Raw genomic sequence first — 23,279 nt, 5'->3', positions numbered from 1 at the left:
ATAATAGAAAGAATATAATCTTATTGTTTCATATCCCGTATATATGGTTAAGAATGTTATAGAAGCTAGCGATTGATTCACGATAAACAGAAAAAAAGCTGCTATCGCAAAGGGCGATAACAGCCAAGTTCTATATTATAAAATTAATTTGTGACGCGTCTTGCTGTAACATAACTTTTGGACCAGTAGCTGGAGGTCATGTCCGACACGGTAACACCAGTGCTTGTAGCGCTGTGGATAATTTTGTTGTTGCCTGCATAAATAGCGACATGGCTGATCGTCTTGCCATTCGTTTTAAAGAAGACAAGATCGCCCATGCTGAGTGAACCCTTAGGAACCTTCTCGCCAACCGTAGCTTGTGCTACAGATGTGCGTGGAAGAGAAACATCAAGTCCTTTGAACAAAAATTGAGTAAAAGATGAACAGTCAAATGCGTATGTAACGCCTRCCGGTGCACCGAATTTATATGGAGTGCCGATAAATTCTTTTCCTGTAGAAACAAGATTAAGTGTTTCAGGTGTAGCTGCATGTGCCTTTGGAGCAAAAGTTCCGATTGTGAATGCCGATATGACGATAGCGCTGCAAATGCCTGCTTTGGCAATCGATTTCAGTAGGTGTAATTTTCTCATGCTGTCAGGTTGTCCCTCCGCGTTTCGTTTTATGTATTATGACTATAACACATCCGCAAAAGGGCTATTTTCACTCATGAGAACAAAAGGGCAGGTATTATAAGGATTATGAGCGATTATGAGAATTAAATGAAAAAATATTAATAATCCGCGTATTCCCGCGAATTAAGGCATATTTATGCCTCTTGCGCTTACTAGAAGCGTGTACCATTGCTCTCTCGTCATAAGTTCCGATTGCTTCACCGCATCCTTGCAGGCTGCTATCCGCTTAGGATTAACAGTGCCGATTACAGGCTGAATGCGAGCGGGATGCTTCATTAACCAAGCTAGTACGATGGCTTCCGGTGTCGTTTCATTTTCTTCAGCTATTTGTTGTACGAGAGCAGCTGTTTTCAATTCTGACTCCGTTGCGTTCTCGGATACTCTTCCAGAAAATTTCCCCTGTGCCAGAGGCCCCCATGCTTGAATTTGTATATTTTCCATTTGCATCAATTCCATAAGACCTTCAGCAAAGTTGTCTTTTAAACCTGCCTTTTGATTGACATGCACACCTTGATCGATGAAATCATGACGGAGTAGACTCATTTCCAGCTGATTTACGACAATAGGATCAGGCAGCGAGCGCTGCAGGAAACGAATTTGTCCTGGGCTCATATTGGATACGCCAAAGTTGCGAACCTTGCCGGATAATTTCAGCTTCGTAAAAGCTTCTGCAATTTCATCCGGCTCCATAAGCGGATCAGGGCGATGAAGCAGCAAAACATCTAAGTATTCTGTGCCAAGCCTCTCCAATATGCCATCGACAGACGATAAGATATGCTCTTGCGAGAAATTGAAGCGTCCAGGTAAAATGCCATCGGATAGCTGAATGCCTACTTTAGATTGAATAACGAGCTGCTCACGAAGCTTGGGCTGCTTTTTAAGAATTTGACCGAATACGGATTCTGCTTTGCCTCTTGTGTAAATGTCCGCATGATCATACATCGTAATGCCGATTGATAGCGCGGCTTCTATCGCTTCCTCTGCTTGCTTGATATGATCAGGTGTAATCGGGTCTGCAAGATCCCAGCTTCCGCCAAACCCCATACAGCCTAACACGAGACGGCTGTCGGATATTCCACGACGCTCTATTGGCATCATTTTCATTCGTAATCAACCTCCAAAATTTATATTCACTCTGTGACGACTTCTATTATACCTTTCTATTTCTGTACATATAAGCACTGAAAAAAAGTTCACTAACTAACCTTAGGGCGTATAGGACATGGAAGCATCGCCGTTTCATATGATAGATTGCAAGCGCTTCATATAGATGCTACATTACTAGTATTACATATCATTAGAGTAAGTTGATAAACAGAGCATATCTATTAATAGGAGGAATATCGTTTGGCACTCATTACTTGCAACTTTTTTTCTGAGGCACTGGGCCTCAGTACATCGATGACCGTTATTTTGCCGCAGCAGACGACATCGCAAATTGGTATGAATAATCGCAGCAGTCAGAAGCTTCATAAAACGTTATATTTACTGCATGGCTTGTCTGATGATGATACCATTTGGATGCGCAGAACTTCTATTGAACGTTATGTAGCCGAGCAGGGTTTTGCGGTTATCATGCCGAATGTGCATCAAAGCTTTTATACGGATATGGCATATGGCAATAAATATTGGACGTTTCTAACCGAAGAGCTTCCGGCCGTTGCTCGTTCTTTCTTCCCTCTATCTGATGCCCGTGAAGATAATTTTGTCGCGGGCTTATCGATGGGCGGTTATGGAGCATTCAAATGGGCATTAAGGCATCCGGATCGTTTTGCCGCAGCTGGCAGCTTATCCGGTGCGCTGGATATGGCGGATATGGTGAAACGGAGCGAAATGACTGATCTGAAGCGTCTGTTCCATCTCATATATGGTGATAAAGAAATTAAAGGCACGGATGATGATTTGCTGCATCTTGTAGCGGGGAGTGCCAAGCTGGATTCGGCGGCTAAGCCTCTGCTCTATCAATGCTGTGGTACGGAGGATTTTCTATACAATGATAATATCGCCTTCCGTAATGCGAGCGAGCAGGCGAATTATCCTTTAACTTATGTTGAAGGTCCAGGCAATCATGAATGGAGCTATTGGGACACGCATATCCAGCAGTTCTTAGAATGGCTGCCAAAACAAAACGAATAAGAAGGAAGCTATCATGCCGAGAGGCTGGTAGCTTTTTTTTATTCGAAGGGTTGCAAAATGTATCCGCTACCATTATGATTTGGTTAGGATTAATGTATGAGTATATGGATGAATAAATGTATTAATCCAACTATTTATCAAAGTCTATTTATTCTATTATATTGAAGCGAGGTCGATTTATTTGGCAAACCGTATAACCATTAACGCTGATTTGGCTGCAGGTACGATTAATCGCAATATTTATGGACATTTCTCTGAGCATTTGGGACGTTGTATTTATGAAGGGATATGGGTAGGCGAGGATTCTCCTATTCCGAACACAAACGGGATTCGCAATGATGTAGTCGCAGCGCTTAAGCAGCTGAAAATTCCAGTTCTTCGTTGGCCGGGCGGCTGCTTCGCGGACGAATATCATTGGAAGGATGGCATTGGACCACGTGAGTCGCGCAAGCAGATGATCAACACCCACTGGGGCGGTGTTGTTGAGAACAATCATTTTGGCACGCATGAGTTTTTGATGCTGTGTGAAATGCTGGAATGCGAGCCTTATATCTCAGGCAACGTGGGCAGCGGCACCGTTCAGGAAATGTCGGAGTGGGTAGAGTACATGACATTTGACGGCGTATCGCCAATGGCAGAATTGCGTACAGAAAACGGCAGGGAAAAGCCGTGGAACGTGAAATATTTTGGCGTCGGCAACGAGAACTGGGGCTGCGGCGGCAACATGCGTCCTGAATATTATGCAGATCTGTATCGCAGATATCAAACCTATGTGCGCAATTATGGCGATAACAAAATCCATAAGATCGCTTGCGGTCCAAACGTAGATGATTACCGCTGGATGGACGTTGTCATGCGGGAAGCACATGGGATGATGGATGCGATATCGCTGCATTATTACACCATTCCAGGGGAGTTTTGGACACAAAAAGGTCCAGCAACAGGTTTCTCCGAGGATGAATGGTACGGTACATTGAAGAAAACATTTTATATGGACGAGCTGATTACACGTCATTCGGCTATTATGGATCGTTATGATCCGAAGAAGCGAGTTGGCCTTATTGTTGATGAATGGGGTACGTGGTACGATGTGGAGCCGGGTACAAATCCAGGGTTCCTGTATCAGCAAAACACGATTCGTGATGCGTTGGTTGCTGGAATTACGCTTCATATCTTCCACGATCATTGTGACCGGGTACAAATGGCTAACATTGCTCAGGTGATCAATGTGCTGCAATCGGTCATTTTGACTGAGGGAGAGAAAATGGTGCTGACGCCAACGTATCACGTTTTTGATATGTATAAGGTGCATCAGGATGCAACGCTTCTTACCACGTCAATTGACAGTCAGGATTATGCGCACAATGACCAGAAGATTCCGCAAGTATCCGTATCTGCTTCAAAGGACGCGAGTGGCCGCATCCATGTAAGTTTGTGTAATTTGGACAATCAGTCCGGAGCGGATGTGGAGATTGATCTTCGCGGCCTAGCAGGTGCAGGGCTTAAGGTTTCGGGTACAGAGCTTTCAGCTTCCGCTAAGGACGCGCACAACACGTTTGAAAATCCGGAAGCTGTTGCGCCAACCGCATTTCAAGCTTTCACTGTTAATGGGTCAAAAATTAGCGCGAAGCTCTCGCCAATGTCGGTAACGGTGCTAGAGCTGATCTCGGAATAGGGATACCACCAGCAATGAGCAGCAAAAATGCGTGCAAAGGCTGTCGTGATGATTACCTTGTCACTGATGAGCAGATCGATCGGATTTTGGCGGCGCCGATGTTCCAGTCCGAAATTAGTGTGCCGGATGATGTGTACGAGCAGCGCTTGAAGCAATGTAGAAACTGCCCGAAGTTTCAATATGGTACGACATGTATCGTATGCGGGTGTTTCGTACGTATTGCCGCCAAATATAAAGAACGTGCTTGTCCGAATCCTGGGGATAGCCGCTGGTCGAAATATGCATGAAAATATATGAATAAGGATCTTAGAGCTGCTCTCTGTCTATATAGAGAGCAGCTCTATTTATTTTTAAAAAGGAACGGCGGAAATTCATAACTTTTAACCTGATATTGCAAATACATTCCAAATTCATCTTTGTACAATAAAACTATCGATTGGATTGCTAAATGGTTATGCACATCTCTCATTACTATTCTATGTAGATGAAAGGGACGATTTCATTGAAGAAATGTAAGCGTTTTATGTCGGCTGGTTTGATCGTTTTATTGCTTGCTATGGCACTCCCAAGCTTTGCGTTTGCAGCGGATACGCCGGTGTTCGCACTTACCCAGGAGAAATCGGATAAAGATATTAAAATCGTCGTTACTGCGGATAAGCTAACCGATATGTACGCTTATGAGGTAAAGCTGTCATTTGATGCAAAGAAGCTTCGTTTTAAAAGTGCCAGCAGCAGCATTGCAGGATTCTCGATATCGCCGATCGTCGAAGGCAATCAAATTGTGTTTGCTGCGACGAAGATAGGGAACAAAGCAGGCGAGAATGGTAAAAGCGTATTATCCAGCTTTCTATTCGAGCCAATAGGAAATGGAGATACCGAGGTAAAGCTCACGGATGCGAAGCTTGTAAAAAGCACCCTCGATTCCAGTAATCTGAAGCCTAATGTGAAGCTTACCGCTAACCTTGGAAATTCAGCGGCGTCATTCAAAGATATTACGGGACACTGGGCAATCGCATCCATTGAGCGGGCTGTTCAGCTAGGTTTTGTTAATGGTTATACGGACGGAACCTTTAAACCAAATGCACAGGTTACCCGAGCGGAATTTGCAGCGATGCTCGTCCGAGCACTAGATTTGAAGGCTGATCTTGCAGCAGATATATCGTTTAAAGATGCAGGCAGCATACCAAGCTGGGCTTCCGCTTTCGTTGGAACTGCAGTAAAAGCTGGCATTATAACAGGGTACGAGGACAATACATTCCGCCCTAGCAAGCCAATTAATCGTGCGGAGATTGCGGTAATGGTCGTTAGAGCGCTCGAATGGAAGGTTGATCAGGCGAAAAAATCGTCGTTTGCAGATCGGAGCCAAATTCCAGCTTGGGCGGAGCCTTCTGTAACGATGGCTGCTGAAGCGGGCATCATCAAAGGCAGAGGCGAAAATAAGTTTGCACCAAGCGCTAATGCGACTCGGGCTGAAGCCGTTACTCTCTTGCTTGCTTTGATTGACTCAAAGCAATGAAAAAAACGATTCTAGTGATTTCCGTTTTTTTGTCAGCTACGGTATTGGGTTTGTTTTTCATATTAAATTCGGATCAAACGAGCGGCAATGCAGGCGATAAGCTGGATGCATCCGCGCTGGAGAGCGTATTAAGCGTGAATCAGGAAGCTGCTTTGCACCGCAAAGCGACTTCAGGAGTGAAGGCGCCTGCCTTTACGCTCAAGGATCTGAACGGAACAACCCACACCGTAGCGGGTGCAGAAGATAAACCGATTGTATTGCAGTTTTGGGCGAGCTGGTGTGAGGCATGCAGTGTTGAAGCTCCCACCTTAAAGAAGCTGCATGAGAGATATGAAGATAAGGTCGATTTCTACGGCGTGAATCTATCATCAGAAGAAAAACAAGCAAGCGCCATTGAAACGTTCATCGAGGAAAATGAATGGCGGTTTACGAATTTACTGGATGCCAATAAACGTGCCTCTTACTTATACGAGCTGCATGCGCTGCCAACAACATTTATTATCGATACGGACGGCACGGTACTGGATACGTTTCATTTGATAGATCCGATGGAGTTTGAGAGCAAGCTGGAAATGTTAACGGAGGGGAGGTGAGCTTGCATCATCTGCTAGCAGCTGAATTGAAACGCAAGCTTAGCATGAGCTTGCGATTGCAAGAACTATGATTGAGGAGTGAAGCTGGATGCGGTTCAGTGCCAGGCTGAAATCAATGATTGTTTTACCGCTCATTTTTTCAATGTATGTAAGCATTTTTTTGCCAGCAGTTCATGTAGAAGCTGCGACTGGAGCAGAGCCGGTTTTTTTCGAGGATCATTTCAATCGTTCCATCATTAATGAAAATTGGACGGTCATCGATGGAATTTGGTCAACGGCAAATGGCAAAATGACCGGAGAAAGCGGATCGGGATCTAAAGCTTTGGTTAAGCAAACCGAAATACAAGATGGCACCATTGAGGCAGATATAAGCCTTGCCAGTCGAAGTGGTGATGCGGGATTGCTTTTCCGAACGGTTAGCGCAGCGCCAGGGGCGGACAATGTGAAAGGTTATTACGCAGGCATTTCCGCGCAAGGAACGGGCAGCGTATTTCTAGGCCGTATGGACAACAAATGGACTGAGTTGAAGCGGACTTCGATAGCGATTAATCCTAATGTAGTTTATCACTTTAAAGTTAGCGTTGCCGGATCGCAAATTAAGTTTTATGTCGATGATAAGCTGGTATTGGAACAATCGGATACGACCTATACGAAAGGTCAGGTCGGCGTAAGGCTTTACCAATCCCAGCCGACCTATGACAATCTCAAACTTTCAAATGATAAGGGGGAGCTCGCATTTACGGATTCATTTGATGCCCCAGTGGATGGGCTCACATTGCCGAGTTGGCATGCTGCTCAAGGCGAGTGGAAATTGCAATCGGGTGGGATAACCGTAAACGCTGGCGCAAATCAGGCTTTACTCGTAAAAGATACGGTGTTCACCGATTTTACAGTGGAGACCGATATTAAGCTGCCGCTAGCTGCGGGTACGGCAGGACTTTTGTTTCGAACTAAGCTAAGCGGTGAGGGAAAGGTGCCCCAAGGTTATTTTGCAGGACTGCGAAATGATGGAAACTTGGTTCTTCGCCGGCTAACGGATAAGTGGACCGATCTTAAAGTCGTTAAGGCGCTGGATACGGTCACTGCGAACAAGTTTTATCAATTGAAGGTTGTAACCTATGGGAATGGCATCAAAATATATGTGGACGATATGCACAATTCCATTCTGGAATACACCGATGACAGTGAACAAAAGTTTACCTCAGGCGGCATTGGGGTATGGGCGGATGAGTCTGAGCCGCTATTTGACAATTTTATTGCAACAGACTATGCCGTACCGGCGGAGTCGTTCCAAGAGCTGGTCAAAAATAAAGATCCGCTTGTACAAACACCGTTTGTGCCGCTTCCGCTTGGATCGGTCAAAGCTGATGGTTGGCTGCTTAAGCAATTAGAGCTAATGAAGGATGGTGCAACCGGCTACGCAGAAGATTTATACGGAGAGCTCAGCACAAATTCGGAGTGGCTGGGTGGAACAGCGCCAGAATCGAACTGGGAACGCCCTATCTATTATGTGAAGGGATTGGTCGCGCTCGCTTATACGCTTGACGATCCGGAGCTGATTGCAAAATCGCAAAAATGGGTCAATTGGATGTTGAATAGCCAGCGTGATGACGGCTTCTTCGGTCCTGCCAGCGACAATGATTGGTGGCCGCGCATGGTTGCTATTTATGTGCTCAAGGATTATTACGAGGCGACAAATGATAAGCGAGTGATCTCCTTTCTTACGAATTATTTTCATTACCAGCTGAACAATCTAGACCAGCGTCCGCTTAAGGATTGGGGACAAATCCGCAGCGGCGACAATATGAATGTCGTGCTCTGGCTGTACAACCGTACAGGAGATGAGTTTCTGCTGCAGCTCGCTGAGAAGCTGCATAAGCAAGGCGGTGATGAGACTGACATTTTTACGAACGACCATTTTTTAACAGCCGCTAAGATTAATCCTGATAACTTTTACTCGCAGCATACAGTCAACGTCAATCAATCGATTAAAACCCCCTCTATTTATTATCAACTATCGAACAATGAAGCAGATAAGCTTGCATTTCAAGCAGGCGTAGAGCATCTGAATCAATCACACAATCAAATTACCGGCATGAATTCAGGAACAGAGATGCTCGCAGGGTTAGCTTCAACGCAAGGGGTTGAGCTTTGTGCCATTGTGGAGCGGGTACACAGCAACGCGGTTGCCGCCATGATTACCGGTGATCCGGCAATCGGAGATGCGCTGGAGAAAATTACTTTTAATTCGCTTCCGGGTGCTATGAGCAAGGATATTAAAACCCATCAATACTATTCGCTGCCGAATCAAGTACAAAGCGGCGTAACCGATCATGGCTTTAAGCAAAATTACGGAAATGGCACCGTACAGTCGCCTTATTCGGGTTATCCTTGCTGTCGTTTCAATATGCATATGGGCTGGCCTTATTTTGTGAAGGACATGTGGGCGGGTACTTCGGATGGCGGGCTTGGCGTTATTGCCTATGGACCGAGCCGTGTATCAGCCAAAATCAATGGGGCGAATGTAACCGTTAAGGAAACGACGAACTATCCGTTCGAGGATCAAATTCGGTTTACGATTGAGGAAGCGTCCAAGAGTGTGAATTTCCCGCTGAAGCTGCGTATTCCGGAATGGACGGACAAAGCAGTTATCACGGTGAATGGGCAGCCGCAAGAGGCCGTAATATCCGGGCAATATTTTACGATTGATCGGCAATGGACAAAAGGCGATACCGTTGTATTGACGCTGCCAATGGAGCTCAAAACGTCGACTTGGGTCAATAATTCGATTGGCATCGAACGAGGACCACTCGTATTCTCTCTGAAAATCGATGAGAACTGGGTAGAGCAGTCTAATCCAGCGCCACAAGTGAAGGCGCCTGGCTTCAAGGAATTCAGCATCAATGCGCAGTCCCCTTGGAATTATGGTTTGCTGCTTGATCGCGACAACCCAGCAGACTCGATTCAGGTCGTCGTATCCGATATGCCGGAAAATCCGTTCATACAGGAGACTACACCGATTAAGCTAATTGCGAAAGGGAAGAGAATCCCGTCATGGGGCAAAGCAGCTAACGGGGTATCAGCCGCAGAGCCGCCGGTGGGTCCTGTATATTCCGCAGAGCCTACGGAGGAAATTACGCTTGTTCCGTTTGGAGCTGAAAACCTGCGGGTTACTTATTTCCCTGAGGTGACTGAGGAAACGGGCATTCAACCTTATAAATACGAGGCGGAAAACGCCCAGCTGTTCAAGGCGACGGCTCGCAGCAGTAATGTGCATGCATCAGGCTCAAGCTACGTTGGCGGCATCGACTATGCCGACAGCTACGTTAACTTTAATCAGGTTGAGGTTCCAGCAGCAGGGACGTACAAAATGTTTATTTGGTACGCGCAGAATACGGGGAATTACCAGCCAGCTGCTGCAAAAATTATGGTTAATGAAGGCGAAGAGCAGTCCTTGCAGCTCGCAGGGACGATTAATTGGGGTCGATTTATGGCTTCAAGCGTCAACGTTGAGCTGAAGGAAGGGGTTAACTCGATCAAGTTTATGCGGGGTTCTGGACCAAATCCAGGCTTTTATGAGCTAGACTACATCGCATTGTCAGCAGTCAGTAAAGAAGCTGTTGAGCCTTCGGATCAAGGGACAGCTGTACTGACAGGTGCTGCAAACGTACCGAGCGGTGCTGATCTGAATCTTACCTTAGCGGTTCGAAATGTTACGGACAGCGTATATCAGAGTGTTTATGCACAGGACGTTACGGTAACCTTTGATCCAAGCAAGCTCAGCTTCTCGGGTGCGGCACCACTACGGGAAGGGCTGCAAGTGCTTGAGCCTAAAGAGCTTGAGCCGGGCAAAATTCGGATATTAGCCTTTGGAGAGGGGGCAGCCCTTTCGCCAAACGAAGACTGGCTGAAGTTGACTTTCCGAGCTGGCATAGCAGATGAAACGGTAAATACCTCTATAACGGTAACAGGCGTTAAGCTTGCAAACGCAGAAGGGCAGGAGCTGCTTCTGCTTGAAGCTCAGCATCATCTTCAGATACAGGCAGCTCCGGGTGATAAGTCTGCACTGCTGGCGGCATTATCGCAAGCGCAAGCTTTGTATGATGGAGCGGAAACAGGAACAGAACCGGGACAATATCCTCCTGCGATGAAGCAGCAGCTGCAATCGGTTATCAACAAAGCGAAGCTGGTTGCTGATGACGAGAAGGCAACGAAAGCTGAAATTGCAGCCGCGATTACGAAGCTGAATGCTGCAGTAGAAGATTTCCTTGCCGGTGTCATTAAGCCAAGTAACGGTGACGTGAATTATGATAATAAAATTACAGTTGGCGATTTGGCGATTGTAGCTTATTCGTATGGCAAATCCAGCAGCGATCCGAATTGGCAGCAGTTCAAAAAAGCAGATTTGAATCATGATGGCAAAGTGGATATTGAGGATCTTGCATTACTCGCTCGGTTGATTCTTGGCTAAACGGTACAAGGGGGAAGGCGCATCACTTCCTCCACTAGATTTCGGTATCGATACTATGAATCTTTGGAGGTTCCGTTCATGTTGAATATAAGAAAAACAATGAGTACGCTTGTGGCATTATCTATGATATTTAGTATAGTAGCTTCCGCAATCTCCTTTGCACCCCGGGCTGCGGCAGCAGATGCAGGGGGAATGGCAGCTTCGCAGCAGCATGGGCTGATGGCTGAATATTTCACTGCGGGAGGGCCGCCCAATTTTGCTTTTGGAACCTTTAAAGGAGCTGGCTACGATTCGAATTTGGATATTTCCAATTTAGAGCCGGCCATCAAAATGTTTACAGGACAAGAAGATCGCGTCGGCATCAGATGGACGGGTTTCATTCAGCCTAAGCTCTCTGAGGACTATACCTTTTACATTACTGGTGATAATGGCTTCCGCCTTTGGGTTGATAATAAGCTTACGATCGACCACTGGATAGCGGACTGGGACAAAGAGCAAACTTCAAAGCCTGTCACTTTGGTTGCAGGTCAGAAATACAGCATTAAGCTGGAGTTGTTCGAAGACACGGGCGGCTCGAATGTTCACCTGCGCTGGTCTAGCAAGAGCTTAGCGAAGGAGGCAGTTCCAACAGAAGCGTTTTATTTGCCAGACGGTTTCGCGCTTGGAGGTATCGTGTCCGAGGATGGTTTGCAAGTTGAGCTGCCATTCCAAGAATCTTTGAAGCCAATCACTGCTGAATTTGTTAAGCATCTGAAATTGCGTATCGTGACGGGCGATTTGCCTATTCTGTCGGCAGCTTTGAAGGATGGGGACGATAAAGTCGTCACCGTACTGCTGAAAGATCCAATGTACTCTAAGGATGTAGGCAATGTTAAAGTAATCTACGATGGCAAAGGCGGACTGGAAACGGTGGCGGGAGCTGCTGTAGCTAGCTTCGATAAACCTGTCTACAATGGTTCAAAATATCAGATCATGTCCCCTTGGGCGGAGGATGTAGACAAAGAAAACGTACTGCCTGAATACCCAAGACCACAATTAGCGCGTGAAAAATGGATGAATTTGAATGGGGAATGGGAGTTCCAAGCAGCCCAGAAGGGTGAAGCTGTTCCTGTAGGTCAAGTGCTGAAGGAGAAAATTCTTGTTCCGTTTGCAGCAGAAGCAAAGCTTTCGGGCATTAACCGCGTGGAGGATCTCATGTGGTATAAGCGCTCCTTTAACGTTCCTGAGAACTGGGATGGTAAGCGAGTGAAGCTGAATTTTGGAGCGGTTGATTACTTGGCAACGGTGTATGTGAATGGACAATCGGTAGGCAGCCATAAGGGAGGTTATACCTCATTTAGCTTTGATATTACGGATTATCTTGTGCCTGGGGACAATGAGCTTATCGTGCATGTTCTGGATGAGACGGATATGGGAGCAGACCAAGCGGTTGGCAAGCAAACGGTCAAAAAACTCGGCGGCATTTGGTATACCTCCGTATCGGGTATATGGCAAACGGTGTGGCTTGAGCCTGTAGCTGCTGCACATATCGATAAACTCGACATGGCAACAGATATTCAAAACGGCATCTTGAAGCTGAAGGCAGCTGCTATCGGCGTTGAAGGGCAAACGATTGAAGCGGTTGTTTTGGAAAATGGAAAAGTGGTGGGAACCGCAACAGGAGCAGCTGGAGCTGAGATTGCTGTGGCAGTTCCAAATGCACGGCTTTGGTCCCCAGATGATCCTTATCTATATGATTTAAATGTGTATCTGAAGGATGGAGCACAAACGGTAGACGAGGTTTCAAGCTATTTTGGCATGAGAGAGATTACGCTCGGCAAGGTAGACGGTATAACAAGGCCGCTAGTAAATGGGAAATTCGTCTTCCAAATGGGGCCGCTCGATCAAGGTTTTTGGCCGGACGGCATTTACACGGCACCTACGGACGAAGCCTTGAAATTTGATATTGAGGCGGTCAAACGCGTCGGCATGAATACGATCCGCAAGCATATTAAGGTGGAGCCCGCTCGCTGGTATTATTGGGCTGATAAGCTAGGCGTACTGGTATGGCAGGATATGCCGAGCCTTGAGGATCGTCAAGGAAATAAAGGGTCAGATATTACACAAGCAACGAAGACGCAGTGGTTTAAAGAATACAAAGAGATGGTCGATCAATTGCGCAGCGTGACATCGATCATTGTGTGGACGGTGTTTAATGAAGGCTGGGGACAATTTGATCAAGGCGGGCAAATGACGAAGGATGCTACCAGCTATGTAAAAAGCCTTGATTCGACTAGGCTCGTTAACAGCACAAGCGGCTGGTGGGATGCGGGCGTCGGCGATTTGAATGATATTCATCGCTATCCTGATCCCGGCGCTCCGAATTACAGCGATACAAGGGCAGCTGTGCTTGGCGAATATGGCGGTTTAGGCTTGCATGTCCCGGGGCATGAATGGAGTCCGCTCGTATTTTCCTATCAATTAATGAATAGCAAGGAACAGCTGACTTCTACTTATATTGCCTATATCAACAGGTTGAAGCAGCTGAAGGAATCAGGCCTGAGCGCAGCCATATACACACAAATTACAGATGTGGAATATGAAATCAACGGCCTATTGTCTTACGATCGCAAAGTTGAAAAAATGGATTTTGATCGGATTGCGACCGCGCACCGTGAGCTCATCGGCACAGCAACCAAAGGGGATTTGCTCGCTGAAATTGCCAGAGCAGAAGGCATGCTGAATCTCGCGAAAATGGGTGCAGGAGCCGGCGAATATGAGCAATCGACTGCTGATTCCTTTAAGGCTGTCATTGATTCAGCCCGCGAAACAGCTCAGAATGATGCTGCAATGCCTGCACATATTCAAACAGCTCTTAAATCTCTCCAAAGCGCACGTGAGCAATTTTTTGTATCGGTGAACGATCCAATTCCAGCGGGTTCTTCCGTTGATCCGTTTAATGAGGCGTCGCTAGACAGTGCTTGGTCAGTCTTTAAGGCAGACAACTCCAAATGGTCGCTGACGCGTAAACCAGGCTTTTTAAGCTTGGACACTTCACCAGGCGACACGTTCGGAAATTCAAATAACTTGCCGAACATCTTTTTAAAGGATGCGCCAGCAGGCGACTTCGTCATTACAACAAAAGTGGAAGCTCCAGTACGCAAAAACTTCCAGCAAGCAGGCCTGTTCATTTGGCAAAATGAGGACAATTACGTCAAGCTTGGCCATGTTTGGGATACGGAAGCAACAACTGGCAAAAGCCTCGAAACCGCATATGAGAAAAATGCGGTTTATGTTAAAGCGACAAACATGGTCAGCCATCCAGGTTACGATACGTCCTATTTGCAAATCAAAAAGGTAGGCAATGTCGTTTCTACTTTCTATTGGGATGGCAGTGCATGGAAACCTGCGGCAGACCCGATGACCGTTAATTTAAGCAATTTGAAAATCGGTTTCTATGGTCTATCTTCGGGTGATAAAACGTCTGTCCAAGCAAATTTTGATTATTTCTCGGTTGGTCCTGTTCAATTGTCGGATAAAACAGCGCTTCAAGCGGCAGTTGTATCTGCTGAAGCCAAACTTAACTCCGCTGTTGCAGGCACAGAACCCGGTCAATATCCGCAGTCTGCAAAAGATGCATTTGCTGCTTCAATCGCAACAGCTAAAGACGTATTGGCTCTTGCAGCTGCAGACCAAGCGGCAGTAGATGCAGCGTTGGCAGCACTCAGCAAATCGGTTGCTGATTTCGCAGCTTCTGTTGTACCTCCTGCTGTGAAAGACGCGACGGCTACGATTGCCGGAGCGGCACTGGTGAAAGCGGGTCAATCCTTCGATGCAACGGTTGGATTGTCAGCCGTAACGGAGGAGAAATATTCAAAGCTGTATGCGCAAATTTTAACAGTTAGCTTCGATGCTGCGAAATTAACGCTGACTGGCGCAGCCTCCTTGCAGCAGGATTTCAGCATCCTTGAGCAAAAGGTTATCGAGCCAGGCAAGGTGAGGATTGTAGCGGCAGGTCAAGGCAAAGGCATTGATGCCAATTCGGAATGGCTGAAGCTGAGCTTCTTGGCAGCTGTTACGGGGAGCACAGGAAATACAGCCATTCAAATTAGCGACTTTATAGTTGCTAATAGCTTGGGAGAAGAACTTGAAGCAAAATCAACATCCCATACGCTGCAAATTAGTGCCGTTGTTGATATGACGGGCTTAAATCAGGCGATAGCCGCAGCGGAAGCCATTTATGATGGAGCGGTAGTCGGCACACAGCCTGGTCAATATCCGGCAGCAGCAAAAGCAGCGTTCGGTGAAGCCATTGCCGCAGCGAAAGCCGTTGCCGTTAACCCGAATGCAAGCGAAGCGCAAGTGAGCGCAGCTATTGCTCAGCTAAGTGCGGCAGTGACGACGTTCCAAGCTTCTAAATTGTCAGGCGATATTAATAACGACAATAAGGTATCAATTGGCGACCTCGGCATCGTAGCAGCTGCATATGGCAAAACAAGCGCAGATCCGAATTGGTCGCAATATAAGAAATCCGATCTAAATGCGGATGGCAAAATTGATATTGTGGATATCGCGATGCTTGCAAGATGGATTCTGGGGTAACATTTCGTTAGATTTTGCTTACAATAAAGAAGAGGGTGACCCGAAGCAACGCTTGGGTTCCCTCTTTTTTTGTCGGTTTCTGTGGGTTTAAGTTATTAATATGGATGCTGATAATATTGCTGGCCATACATTTGATTGTAATAGCCTTGGTTAGGTTTAGCTTGGTTCGACTGAATAGCTTGATTAGGCTGATATGCTTTATTGGACGGCAACGTTTGGTTTGGCTGCAATACTTGATTGGATTGCAATACTTGATTCGATTGCACTGGAGCTTGCTGCTGCATTGGAGCTTGATTAGGCTTTTGCATATTTTTGCTTTGGCCTTGTACGGGATTATAGCTGCAATTGCTCGGAGGTCCCAGAATAACGGTGTCTTTTAAAGGTGCTAATGCATTTTCTAATTTTTCTTGATCTAAGCAGTAGGTATACGCAAGGATATTGGTTGGAGTTAATCTTAAAATATCGGAGCCAAAAATAACTTCTGGGATTGGCGCATCAAAGATGGCTAGCAGATGAGTATTATCGACGGTCGCCATTTCATAGTGCCACCAGCCTTGCGGAATGTTGACGACTTGAGCAGGCTGTACCAAGTAATGAAGGAACTCGTTCGTAAAAGGGTTCATAAGCGCAATTTCTGCTGATCCTGATATGCAATATACGAGCTCGGAGGCATTCTGATGGTAATGAGGCTCAACGACATTGCTTTTGCTAAGGTATATATCAAGAAGCGACGAATTGCCTAACGTATTCAATTGCTTCACTGAAAGCAAGTTGATGTAGTTGTATGGATCTTTTTTGAAAAAAGTACTATTGTTCAAATCATAAGCAAATTCCGTCTGTGGAGACGTATAGTCCATATAAGAAGTCATTTGTAAATCCTGCCCCTCTTCCATTAGCTGGTAAATGTTTACTGGGATAGGATATGTGTTTGCCCATATGATGGTGAAGGTTACTGGAAAAAAACAAGGCAGACAAGTGCATGAATAACGATGCACTCGTCTGCCTATTCGTTTATTTATAGCTTGGAAGCCAGCTGCCATGCGCTTCGATGAGCTCATCACAAAGCGATACAATGTCATCCATAGACAATTCTGCTGAGGTATGCGGATCAAGCATTGCTGCGTGATAAATATGATCTCGCTTGCCAGTAATTGCCGCTTCAATCGTTAATAGCTGCGTGTTGATGTTCGTACGGTTTAATGCTGCAAGCTGTGGCGGAAGGTCGCCAACATAGGTTGGTGTAACGCCATTCGCATCCACGAGGCATGGTACTTCTACGCAAGCTTCCTTCGGAAGATTCGTAATAAGCCCAGTATTCATCACGTTGCCGCCAATTTTGAACGGGTTGTTCGTTTCAATTGCTTCGAGAATGTACGAAGCATATTCATGGCTGCGGCAGTGCTCCAGCTTGCTGTCATTAATAAGTGAATCGCGCATGGATTTCCAGCCTTCAATTTGACTAACACAGCGGCGCGGATACTCATCGAGAGGAATGTTGAAACGCTCGATCAGCTCTGGATAATTGCGTTTGATGAAGTATGGATGGTATTCCGCGTTATGCTCGGAAGATTCGGTGATGTAGTAGCCGAATTTCAGCATGAGCTCGTAACGAACCATATCATGATGTTTCTCCAATTGCTTCTCGGCTGCACGGCGTTTGATTTCCGGGTAAAGATCAACTCCGTCTTTGCTTGCTTCAAGCAGCCATGCCATATGGTTGATGCCTGCAATTTTGTACTTAACGCCCGTTGTGTCCATACCCAAATGATCAAATAAATGCGGCACACAAACTTGTACACTGTGGCATAAGCCAACCGTTTTCACGCCGCCATAGGTGTTCATGACATTCGTGAGCACGGCCATTGGGTTGGTGTAGTTAAGGAACAGGGCATCAGGACAAACCTCGTTGATATCGCGAGCGAAATCCAGCATCACAGGAATCGTGCGTAGATTACGGAAAATGCCGCCAATGCCTACGGTATCGGCAATCGTTTGGCGCAAGCCGTATTTTTTTGGAATCTCGAAATCGGTAATCGTACACGGATCATAGCCGCCTACTTGAATGGCGTTTACGATGTATTTGGCACCGCGAAGCGCTTCTTTTCGGTCGGTATAAGCTTTAATCTCGCAAGTGCTTTCACTTGTTTTTTTAATATTAAGCAGCATTTGCTCGGAATCGAGAAGACGCTCCGCATCAATGTCAAATAAAGCGATTTCAAAACCTTGCAGTGCAGGTGTCTGCATGACATCTCCAAGAATGTTTTTGGCAAAAACACTGCTTCCTGCGCCGATAAAAGTAATTTTAGACATTAGACAATAGCCTCCTATTGGATGATTGCTGACTCCTTTAGTATAAGGAGAACAACTGCAAATGAATATGGAAGGAACGAAGCATTATATGGAGAAATGTTGCATCATTTAGTATGCTTAGAGAAGTCAGCTTATTGGAGGTGTATGGATGGAAACGCATCATCGTATAACCATGAGTATTAATACAGCTCCGCTGAAAGGCGAAATGTCGGTCTTGTTCAGCGGAATCGGCGAACCGGTCGCGGGCCATTTTATAGGACCTGCTGTTCATGATTATTATTTAATTCACATTGTACTGGATGGGGAAGGCACATTTGAAACGCTGGGGAAGACGTATTCTTGCAGCGCGGGGGATGCCTTCATCATTTTTCCGGATATTTTGGTCAAATACGAGGCAAGCCTGCACAATCCTTGGAAATATACATGGGTAGCCTTCTCGGGAGATATCGTGGAAGCTTCTCTTAGTTCGATTGGGATCACGCCGGACCTTGCTGTTATACGTGGATTTTCGCTGCCGACGATTTATCGGATGTTTCGGAAAATACGCAAAGGTATGGAGAAAACGAATGCCCCAGCGCTTGGCAATATGGAGGCTTCGGGTTGGCTGAGACTAATATTTCATGAGCTTGGACGAATGAACCAAACGAGAATAACCGAAGAGATCGTACCAGAATCTCGTTCTTACCGCCAAATTGATCAGGCAATTCGCCTCATATCGCTCCAATATGGACAGCAGCTCTCTATAGAAGGAATTGCTCAAACACTCGGCTATCATCGCGCGCATTTAACGAGGCTGTTCAAGGATGCGACGGGGCTGCCACCCATGCAATATTTACAAAAGGTACGAATGAAGAAAGCAGAGGAGCTGCTTGAAGGCGAGCTTACGATCGCCCAGATTGCCTCATCTGTTGGATTTAATGACCCGCTCTTTTTTACGAAGCAATTTCACAAATGGAGCGGACAATCGCCTACGGAATTTCGGAAGAACTTGAATAAGCAATAGAACGATATACGAGCGGAAAATAGATAGGTGGGCATTCGAATGCAGTGGATAATTTATCCATAAATGCAACCTAAGTAATCATTAAAGAGTCTATGATTATGAGAATGAAGAGGAGGGATTTTTGGTGAGGTTCAAGCTTTGGTTTGTTTTGCTAGCAGCGGTTTGCATTCTTAGTGCTTGCGAAAAGGAAGAGACTAATAATGGAACAACGAATAGCAGTGGGAAAGTGGTCTCTAGCGAGTCGTTGGAGAGGCAATCCTCCAATCAAGAAACACAATTATCAGATGATATGAACGAAGTTATTTCAAATTATATTATTCAAAAATACGATTCCGTCTCCTCTCAAACGGAAAAACAGTTTGAGGTGCATGAGGTTTACGGCACAAGCGAATCATCGGGCATCATTACGGTGTATATGCATTCCTATTTTGGCGGATTTAATAAATTTTCGGGACTGGAAAATCAAGCGGGACATTCCTTGCCTGCGGTCATTCGTTTGAAGAAAAAAGCAGCGGGATATGTTGTAACCGAATACATTGAACCGAAAGACGGCAGCCTTTATCAATCTTCGTTGAAAAAGATGTTTCCCAAAAAGTATTTGGATATGCTGCATAATAAAAGCGGCAATTTAGAAGATTTACAAAAAGAAATGGACGAAAAAGTGCAGCAATGGTTGGACGAATAGTATTGCCAATCACCCGTCCCGACGGGTTTATTTTAGGATAAAGATCAAGAATCTAGCAGTTACTTTAAGTATAGTATGTATATCTCATATAATATAGTGACCTTTTTTTCACTACTTACATAATGATACAAACTTCTCTAGAATAGAGATGCGAGCGTGCTTAAGGCAGCATTTCGATTGCTATTTTACAATTCATAAGGAGATGAGTAGAGATGCAATTTCGTCATTTAGGGAAAAGTGGATTGAAGGTTAGCGAGATCAGTCTGGGAAGCTGGTTGACATACGGCGGTTATGTAGAACGTGAAAATGCGGTGAAAGCGATTCAAACAGCCTACGGGCTTGGCATTAATTTTTTTGACACAGCGAATGTATATGAGAGAGGGGAAGCAGAGAAGCTGATGGGAGAAGCGCTTCGTGCTTTTCCACGGGAATCCTATGTGCTCGCAACGAAAGTGTTTGGACAGATGGGTGATGGTCCAAATGATCGGGGACTATCCCGCAAACATATTATGGAGCAGTGCAATGCGAGCTTGAAACGGCTTGGAGCAGATTATGTAGATTTATATTACTGCCACCGCCATGATCCAAGTACACCTATGGAAGAGACGCTTCGTGCGCTTGATGATCTGGTGCGCCAAGGCAAAGTGCTGTACGTTGGCGTTAGCGAATGGACAACCGCGCAAATGGTGGAAGCGCATGCAATTGCCGATCGTTACTTGCTCGACCGAATCGTGGTTAACCAACCGATTTATAATATGTTTAACCGTTATATCGAGAAGGAAGTCATTCCTTACGGAGAGCGCGGCGGTATTGGACAAGTCGTGTTCTCGCCTCTCGCTCAAGGTCTGTTAACGGGCAAATACAGTTCCGTGAATGATGTGCCTGCGGACAGCCGTGCAGCGAAGCTTGACGGCATGCGCAAAGGTGTGACGGAAGAGAAAATTAATAAAGTGCGCGAGCTGAGCGTGGTGGCAGCAGAGCTGGAGTTAACGGTTGGCCAGCTGGCGCTTGCATGGATTTTGCGTCAGCCGAATGTATCTAGTGCACTCGTTGGAGCTAGCAATCCTGCACAGGTGGAAGAGAATGTGAAGGCATCGGGCGTCGTGCTAAGCGCTGATATTACGGAGCGGATTGAACAAATATTAGGAGCATAAGAAGGAGTGAATGAAGTGCCGAAAGTAGTTGTTACAGGCGGCAGCGGCATGCTGGGGAAATGGGTAGTTAAGCATTTTGTTGAGCAGGGATACGAGGTTGTGAATGCGGATGTGAAGCATCCAGCCGAACCGCTATGCCGCACCGTAATCGTTGATTTGAACCATTTGGGCGAAGTGTACGGCGTATTGGCTGGGGCGGATGCTGTTGTTCATTTGGCTGCCATCCCAGTTGCGTATTCGCATCCGAATGAGGTTACGTTTCACAACAATGTGATGTCTACCTACAACATATTGGAGGCTGCAGCGGGTCTTGGCATCCGCAAGGCAGTTATTGCTTCGAGCGAATCCTCTTATGGCCTCGTATTTGCCAAAGAGAAGTTCGGGCCTAAGTATGTTCCCGTCGATGAAGAGCATCCGCAGCTTCCTGAGGACAGCTATGGCTTGTCCAAAATCGTAAATGAACAAACAGCGGATATGATAAACCGGAGAACAGGCATGCAGGTTGTTTCATTCCGCCTAGGCAATGTTATTGCACCAGAAGCGTATGAGCGATTCGAGTCATTTATCCATGATCCCGAGCAACGCGAGCGTATTCTATGGAGCTACATTGATACGAGAGATGCGGCGGAAGCTTGTCAGCTCGCTATTGAAGCAGAGGGGCTCGGAAGCGTGGCGCTTAATCTTGCAGCGGATGATAGCAGCATGGCGCTGCCAAGCCGGGCGCTAATGGCCGCTCGTTTTCCGGAGGTCAATGATTACCGCAAGCCGCTTGAGGGGCACGAAACATTGCTTAGCAATGAGAAGGCTAAACGGCTGCTCAACTGGAAGCCAAAACATCAATGGCGCGATTACGTCAACGGGTAAAGGGAAAGTCGAGTCTGAGAAAAAAATTATGCGGTGAACGTTATTTTAGGACTGTTTTGGGGTAAACATGCTTATAAGCGAAAGGAGCTGATGAAGCATGTTAGATAATGAAAACAAGCCGCAGGAGGTTCCTGAGACAAATCCAGGACAGGAGCCGGAAATTGTCCCCCCGGATTCGCCGGTAATTAAGCCCGACCAGCCTATTCCGGAAATTGAGCCGCAGACGATCCCGGAAATTAAACCGGAGGTTGAACCTGAGATTAAGCCGGACATTCCGCCTGAGGTTCCACCAAAGCAATACTAGAGTTAACGTTCATATGCAAACGACAATTAAGACCGGATTTCTCCGTAAAAGGAGGAGCTTCCGGCCTTTTTTTGTTTGTATATTTGTCCAAACACCACAAGTTATGGCTCCATATACTGCTTAGAGAATAGGTTATGGAGGTGTGAAGCAATGATTACGATTAGTTTATGCATGATTGTAAAAAACGAGGAGCAAGTACTGGAAAAATGCTTAAACTCCGTCAAAGACCTAGTTGAAGAGATCATAATTGTAGATACGGGATCGACAGATAAGACAAAGGAAATTGCAGCTAACTACACAAGTCGAATCTTTCATATGGATTGGAATGACGATTTTTCGGCTGTGAGAAATTTTTCTTTCAGCCATGCTGCTCAAGATTATATTTTATGGCTGGATGCAGACGATTGGCTTCAAGAAAATGATAGAACGAAGCTCAGCTTGCTTAAACAAACGCTAGATTCAACTGTGGACTCCGTCAGCATGGATTATTATGTTGGTTTCGATCCTCTTGGACAGCCTACAGCTGTCATTCAAAGAAACCGGCTGGTGAAGCGCTCCAAGCAATTTCAGTGGCATGATCCCGTGCATGAATATTTGGCAGTTGAGGGGCATGTTATCTTCTCTGATATTGCTGTGAGTCACGGGCGCGTGCATACAAACTCAGAACGAAATTTGCGTATTTATGAAAGAATGCTTGCGAAAGGAGCCGTTCTCTCCAATCGGCAATTGCTTCACTATGCAATGGAGTTAACCGCTAATAATTATTTTGCAAAGGCAATTGAGATTTATGAAGCTATTATTTCTAATCGCGCAAGCTACTTTGAAGATCGATTGCTAGCTTGTGATCGAATGGCTCATTGTCATCATGATCTTGGCAATAAAGAGCAGGAGCTGCATTCTCTTATAAAAACATTCAACTATGATATCCCGCGTGCTGATTACGTATGCCGTATCGCATACTATTTTCAGGAAATCCATGATTATGAGAAAGCGGTTAACTGGTACCAATTGGCACTGAAGCTGGAAAAACCAGAAAAACGTCTGCTTGGCATTAACCACATGGCTTGGACATGGTTTCCCCATTTGCAGCTAGTGGCCTGTTACGGCAAGTTAGGGAAACTAGAGCATGCGTATAAGCATAATGAAATTGCTCTTTCGTATGCTCCCACGGATACAAACCTATTAGACAACAAACGATTGCTAGAGCAACGACTGGGCAAAAGAAAGGCTGGAAGCTAGCAGGATTATAACAAATCTACTTTTTATTTTTTATAAAAACAGCCTGTTTCATCTTTGCTAGACAAGTACCGTCTCTA

17 protein-coding genes are annotated in these 23,279 nt (G+C 45.8%); 13 read left to right on the top strand and 4 right to left on the bottom strand.

From position 1 onward, the window contains the following. Positions 1–143 precede the first annotated feature (143 nt). Together AB4Z50_RS20805 and AB4Z50_RS20800 are read right to left on the bottom strand one after the other, a co-directional pair. Positions 144–629, bottom strand: a complete 486-nt coding sequence (locus tag AB4Z50_RS20805; protein WP_441881589.1) for a C40 family peptidase — start codon at positions 627–629, stop codon at positions 144–146. Positions 630–794: 165 nt separating this feature from the next. Beyond that, positions 795–1,775 (bottom strand): aldo/keto reductase, encoded by a 981-nt coding sequence (locus AB4Z50_RS20800; RefSeq protein ID WP_441881586.1) that lies wholly within the window; start codon positions 1,773–1,775, stop codon positions 795–797. A 243-nt stretch (positions 1,776–2,018) separates the two neighbouring features. On the opposite strand from AB4Z50_RS20800, the gene AB4Z50_RS20795 reads away from it, so the two are divergent. The 7 genes from AB4Z50_RS20795 (at position 2,019) to AB4Z50_RS20765 (ending at position 15,643) form a co-directional block, all read left to right on the top strand. Beyond that, positions 2,019–2,807 carry an alpha/beta hydrolase gene (locus tag AB4Z50_RS20795; protein WP_441881583.1) on the top strand — a complete coding sequence of 263 codons (789 nt, stop codon included), beginning with the start codon at positions 2,019–2,021 and terminating at the stop codon, positions 2,805–2,807. A gap of 181 nt (positions 2,808–2,988) precedes the next feature. After that, positions 2,989–4,482 (top strand): alpha-N-arabinofuranosidase, encoded by a 1,494-nt coding sequence (locus tag AB4Z50_RS20790; protein ID WP_441881580.1) that lies wholly within the window; start codon positions 2,989–2,991, stop codon positions 4,480–4,482. 14 nt (positions 4,483–4,496) lie between these two features. Further along, the gene (locus AB4Z50_RS20785) at positions 4,497–4,769 is read left to right on the top strand and encodes a DUF6171 family protein (protein WP_441881577.1); all 273 of its coding nucleotides are present in this window, start codon (positions 4,497–4,499) and stop codon (positions 4,767–4,769) included. Positions 4,770–5,005: 236 nt separating this feature from the next. Further along, positions 5,006–5,998: an S-layer homology domain-containing protein gene (locus tag AB4Z50_RS20780; RefSeq protein WP_441881574.1), complete on the top strand. Its 993-nt coding sequence runs from the start codon at positions 5,006–5,008 to the stop codon at positions 5,996–5,998. Further along, positions 5,995–6,591: a TlpA family protein disulfide reductase gene (locus AB4Z50_RS20775; protein WP_441881571.1), complete on the top strand. Its 597-nt coding sequence runs from the start codon at positions 5,995–5,997 to the stop codon at positions 6,589–6,591. The genes AB4Z50_RS20780 and AB4Z50_RS20775 overlap by 4 nt, the downstream gene beginning before the upstream one ends. A gap of 88 nt (positions 6,592–6,679) precedes the next feature. Then, on the top strand, positions 6,680–11,062 hold the full coding sequence (locus AB4Z50_RS20770; protein WP_441881568.1) for a beta-L-arabinofuranosidase domain-containing protein: 4,383 nt from the start codon (positions 6,680–6,682) through the stop codon (positions 11,060–11,062). Between the two features lie 78 nt (positions 11,063–11,140). Continuing rightward, the gene (locus tag AB4Z50_RS20765) at positions 11,141–15,643 is read left to right on the top strand and encodes a sugar-binding domain-containing protein (protein WP_441881566.1); all 4,503 of its coding nucleotides are present in this window, start codon (positions 11,141–11,143) and stop codon (positions 15,641–15,643) included. Positions 15,644–15,738: 95 nt separating this feature from the next. On the opposite strand, the gene AB4Z50_RS20760 is transcribed toward AB4Z50_RS20765, so the two are convergent. Further along, entirely contained in the window at positions 15,739–16,512 is a 774-nt protein-coding gene (locus AB4Z50_RS20760) for a cupin domain-containing protein (protein WP_441881790.1), read from the bottom strand. Positions 16,513–16,654: 142 nt separating this feature from the next. Further along, entirely contained in the window at positions 16,655–17,953 is a 1,299-nt protein-coding gene (locus tag AB4Z50_RS20755) for an alpha-glucosidase/alpha-galactosidase (protein ID WP_441881563.1), read from the bottom strand. Between the two features lie 148 nt (positions 17,954–18,101). Here AB4Z50_RS20755 and AB4Z50_RS20750 point away from each other — a divergent pair, with 148 nt between their 5' ends. The 6 genes from AB4Z50_RS20750 to AB4Z50_RS20725 all read left to right on the top strand — a co-directional run bounded on the left by AB4Z50_RS20750 (position 18,102) and on the right by AB4Z50_RS20725 (position 23,202). Then, positions 18,102–18,956, top strand: a complete 855-nt coding sequence (locus AB4Z50_RS20750) for an AraC family transcriptional regulator (protein WP_441881560.1) — start codon at positions 18,102–18,104, stop codon at positions 18,954–18,956. Positions 18,957–19,080: 124 nt separating this feature from the next. Then, positions 19,081–19,641 (top strand): hypothetical protein, encoded by a 561-nt coding sequence (locus tag AB4Z50_RS20745; protein WP_441881557.1) that lies wholly within the window; start codon positions 19,081–19,083, stop codon positions 19,639–19,641. Positions 19,642–19,853: 212 nt separating this feature from the next. Beyond that, complete coding sequence (locus AB4Z50_RS20740) at positions 19,854–20,795, top strand: aldo/keto reductase family protein (RefSeq protein ID WP_339203683.1); 942 nt, start codon at positions 19,854–19,856, stop codon at positions 20,793–20,795. 15 nt (positions 20,796–20,810) lie between these two features. Then, the gene (locus AB4Z50_RS20735; RefSeq protein WP_441881554.1) at positions 20,811–21,659 is read left to right on the top strand and encodes an NAD-dependent epimerase/dehydratase family protein; all 849 of its coding nucleotides are present in this window, start codon (positions 20,811–20,813) and stop codon (positions 21,657–21,659) included. Positions 21,660–21,756: 97 nt separating this feature from the next. Beyond that, positions 21,757–21,963 (top strand): hypothetical protein, encoded by a 207-nt coding sequence (locus tag AB4Z50_RS20730; RefSeq protein WP_441881551.1) that lies wholly within the window; start codon positions 21,757–21,759, stop codon positions 21,961–21,963. Between the two features lie 150 nt (positions 21,964–22,113). Continuing rightward, positions 22,114–23,202, top strand: coding sequence for a tetratricopeptide repeat-containing glycosyltransferase family 2 protein (locus tag AB4Z50_RS20725; RefSeq protein WP_441881548.1), 1,089 nt, complete (start codon positions 22,114–22,116; stop codon positions 23,200–23,202). Positions 23,203–23,279 lie beyond the last annotated feature (77 nt).

It is taken from the genome of Paenibacillus sp. 2TAB26 (assembly GCF_052115145.1).
GTDB lineage: Bacteria > Bacillota > Bacilli > Paenibacillales > Paenibacillaceae > Pristimantibacillus.
The sequence above is the reverse complement of the archived record's forward strand: the minus strand, read 5'-3'. Positions and strand labels throughout refer to the sequence as shown.

Bases quoted from the DNA above. Each gene is read 5' to 3' on its own strand.
- AB4Z50_RS20800 (WP_441881586.1), bottom strand. From the start codon at position 1,775: ATGAAAATGATGCCAATAGAGCGTCGTGGAATATCCGACAGCCGTCTC.
- AB4Z50_RS20785 (WP_441881577.1), top strand. From the start codon at position 4,497: ATGAGCAGCAAAAATGCGTGCAAAGGCTGTCGTGATGATTACCTTGTC.
- AB4Z50_RS20780 (WP_441881574.1), top strand. From the start codon at position 5,006: ATGTCGGCTGGTTTGATCGTTTTATTGCTTGCTATGGCACTCCCAAGC.
- AB4Z50_RS20775 (WP_441881571.1), top strand. From the start codon at position 5,995: ATGAAAAAAACGATTCTAGTGATTTCCGTTTTTTTGTCAGCTACGGTA.
- AB4Z50_RS20770 (WP_441881568.1), top strand. From the start codon at position 6,680: ATGCGGTTCAGTGCCAGGCTGAAATCAATGATTGTTTTACCGCTCATT.
- AB4Z50_RS20765 (WP_441881566.1), top strand. From the start codon at position 11,141: ATGTTGAATATAAGAAAAACAATGAGTACGCTTGTGGCATTATCTATG.
- AB4Z50_RS20760 (WP_441881790.1), bottom strand. From the start codon at position 16,512: ATGACTTCTTATATGGACTATACGTCTCCACAGACGGAATTTGCTTAT.
- AB4Z50_RS20755 (WP_441881563.1), bottom strand. From the start codon at position 17,953: ATGTCTAAAATTACTTTTATCGGCGCAGGAAGCAGTGTTTTTGCCAAA.
- AB4Z50_RS20750 (WP_441881560.1), top strand. From the start codon at position 18,102: ATGGAAACGCATCATCGTATAACCATGAGTATTAATACAGCTCCGCTG.
- AB4Z50_RS20740 (WP_339203683.1), top strand. From the start codon at position 19,854: ATGCAATTTCGTCATTTAGGGAAAAGTGGATTGAAGGTTAGCGAGATC.
- AB4Z50_RS20730 (WP_441881551.1), top strand. From the start codon at position 21,757: ATGTTAGATAATGAAAACAAGCCGCAGGAGGTTCCTGAGACAAATCCA.
- AB4Z50_RS20725 (WP_441881548.1), top strand. From the start codon at position 22,114: ATGATTACGATTAGTTTATGCATGATTGTAAAAAACGAGGAGCAAGTA.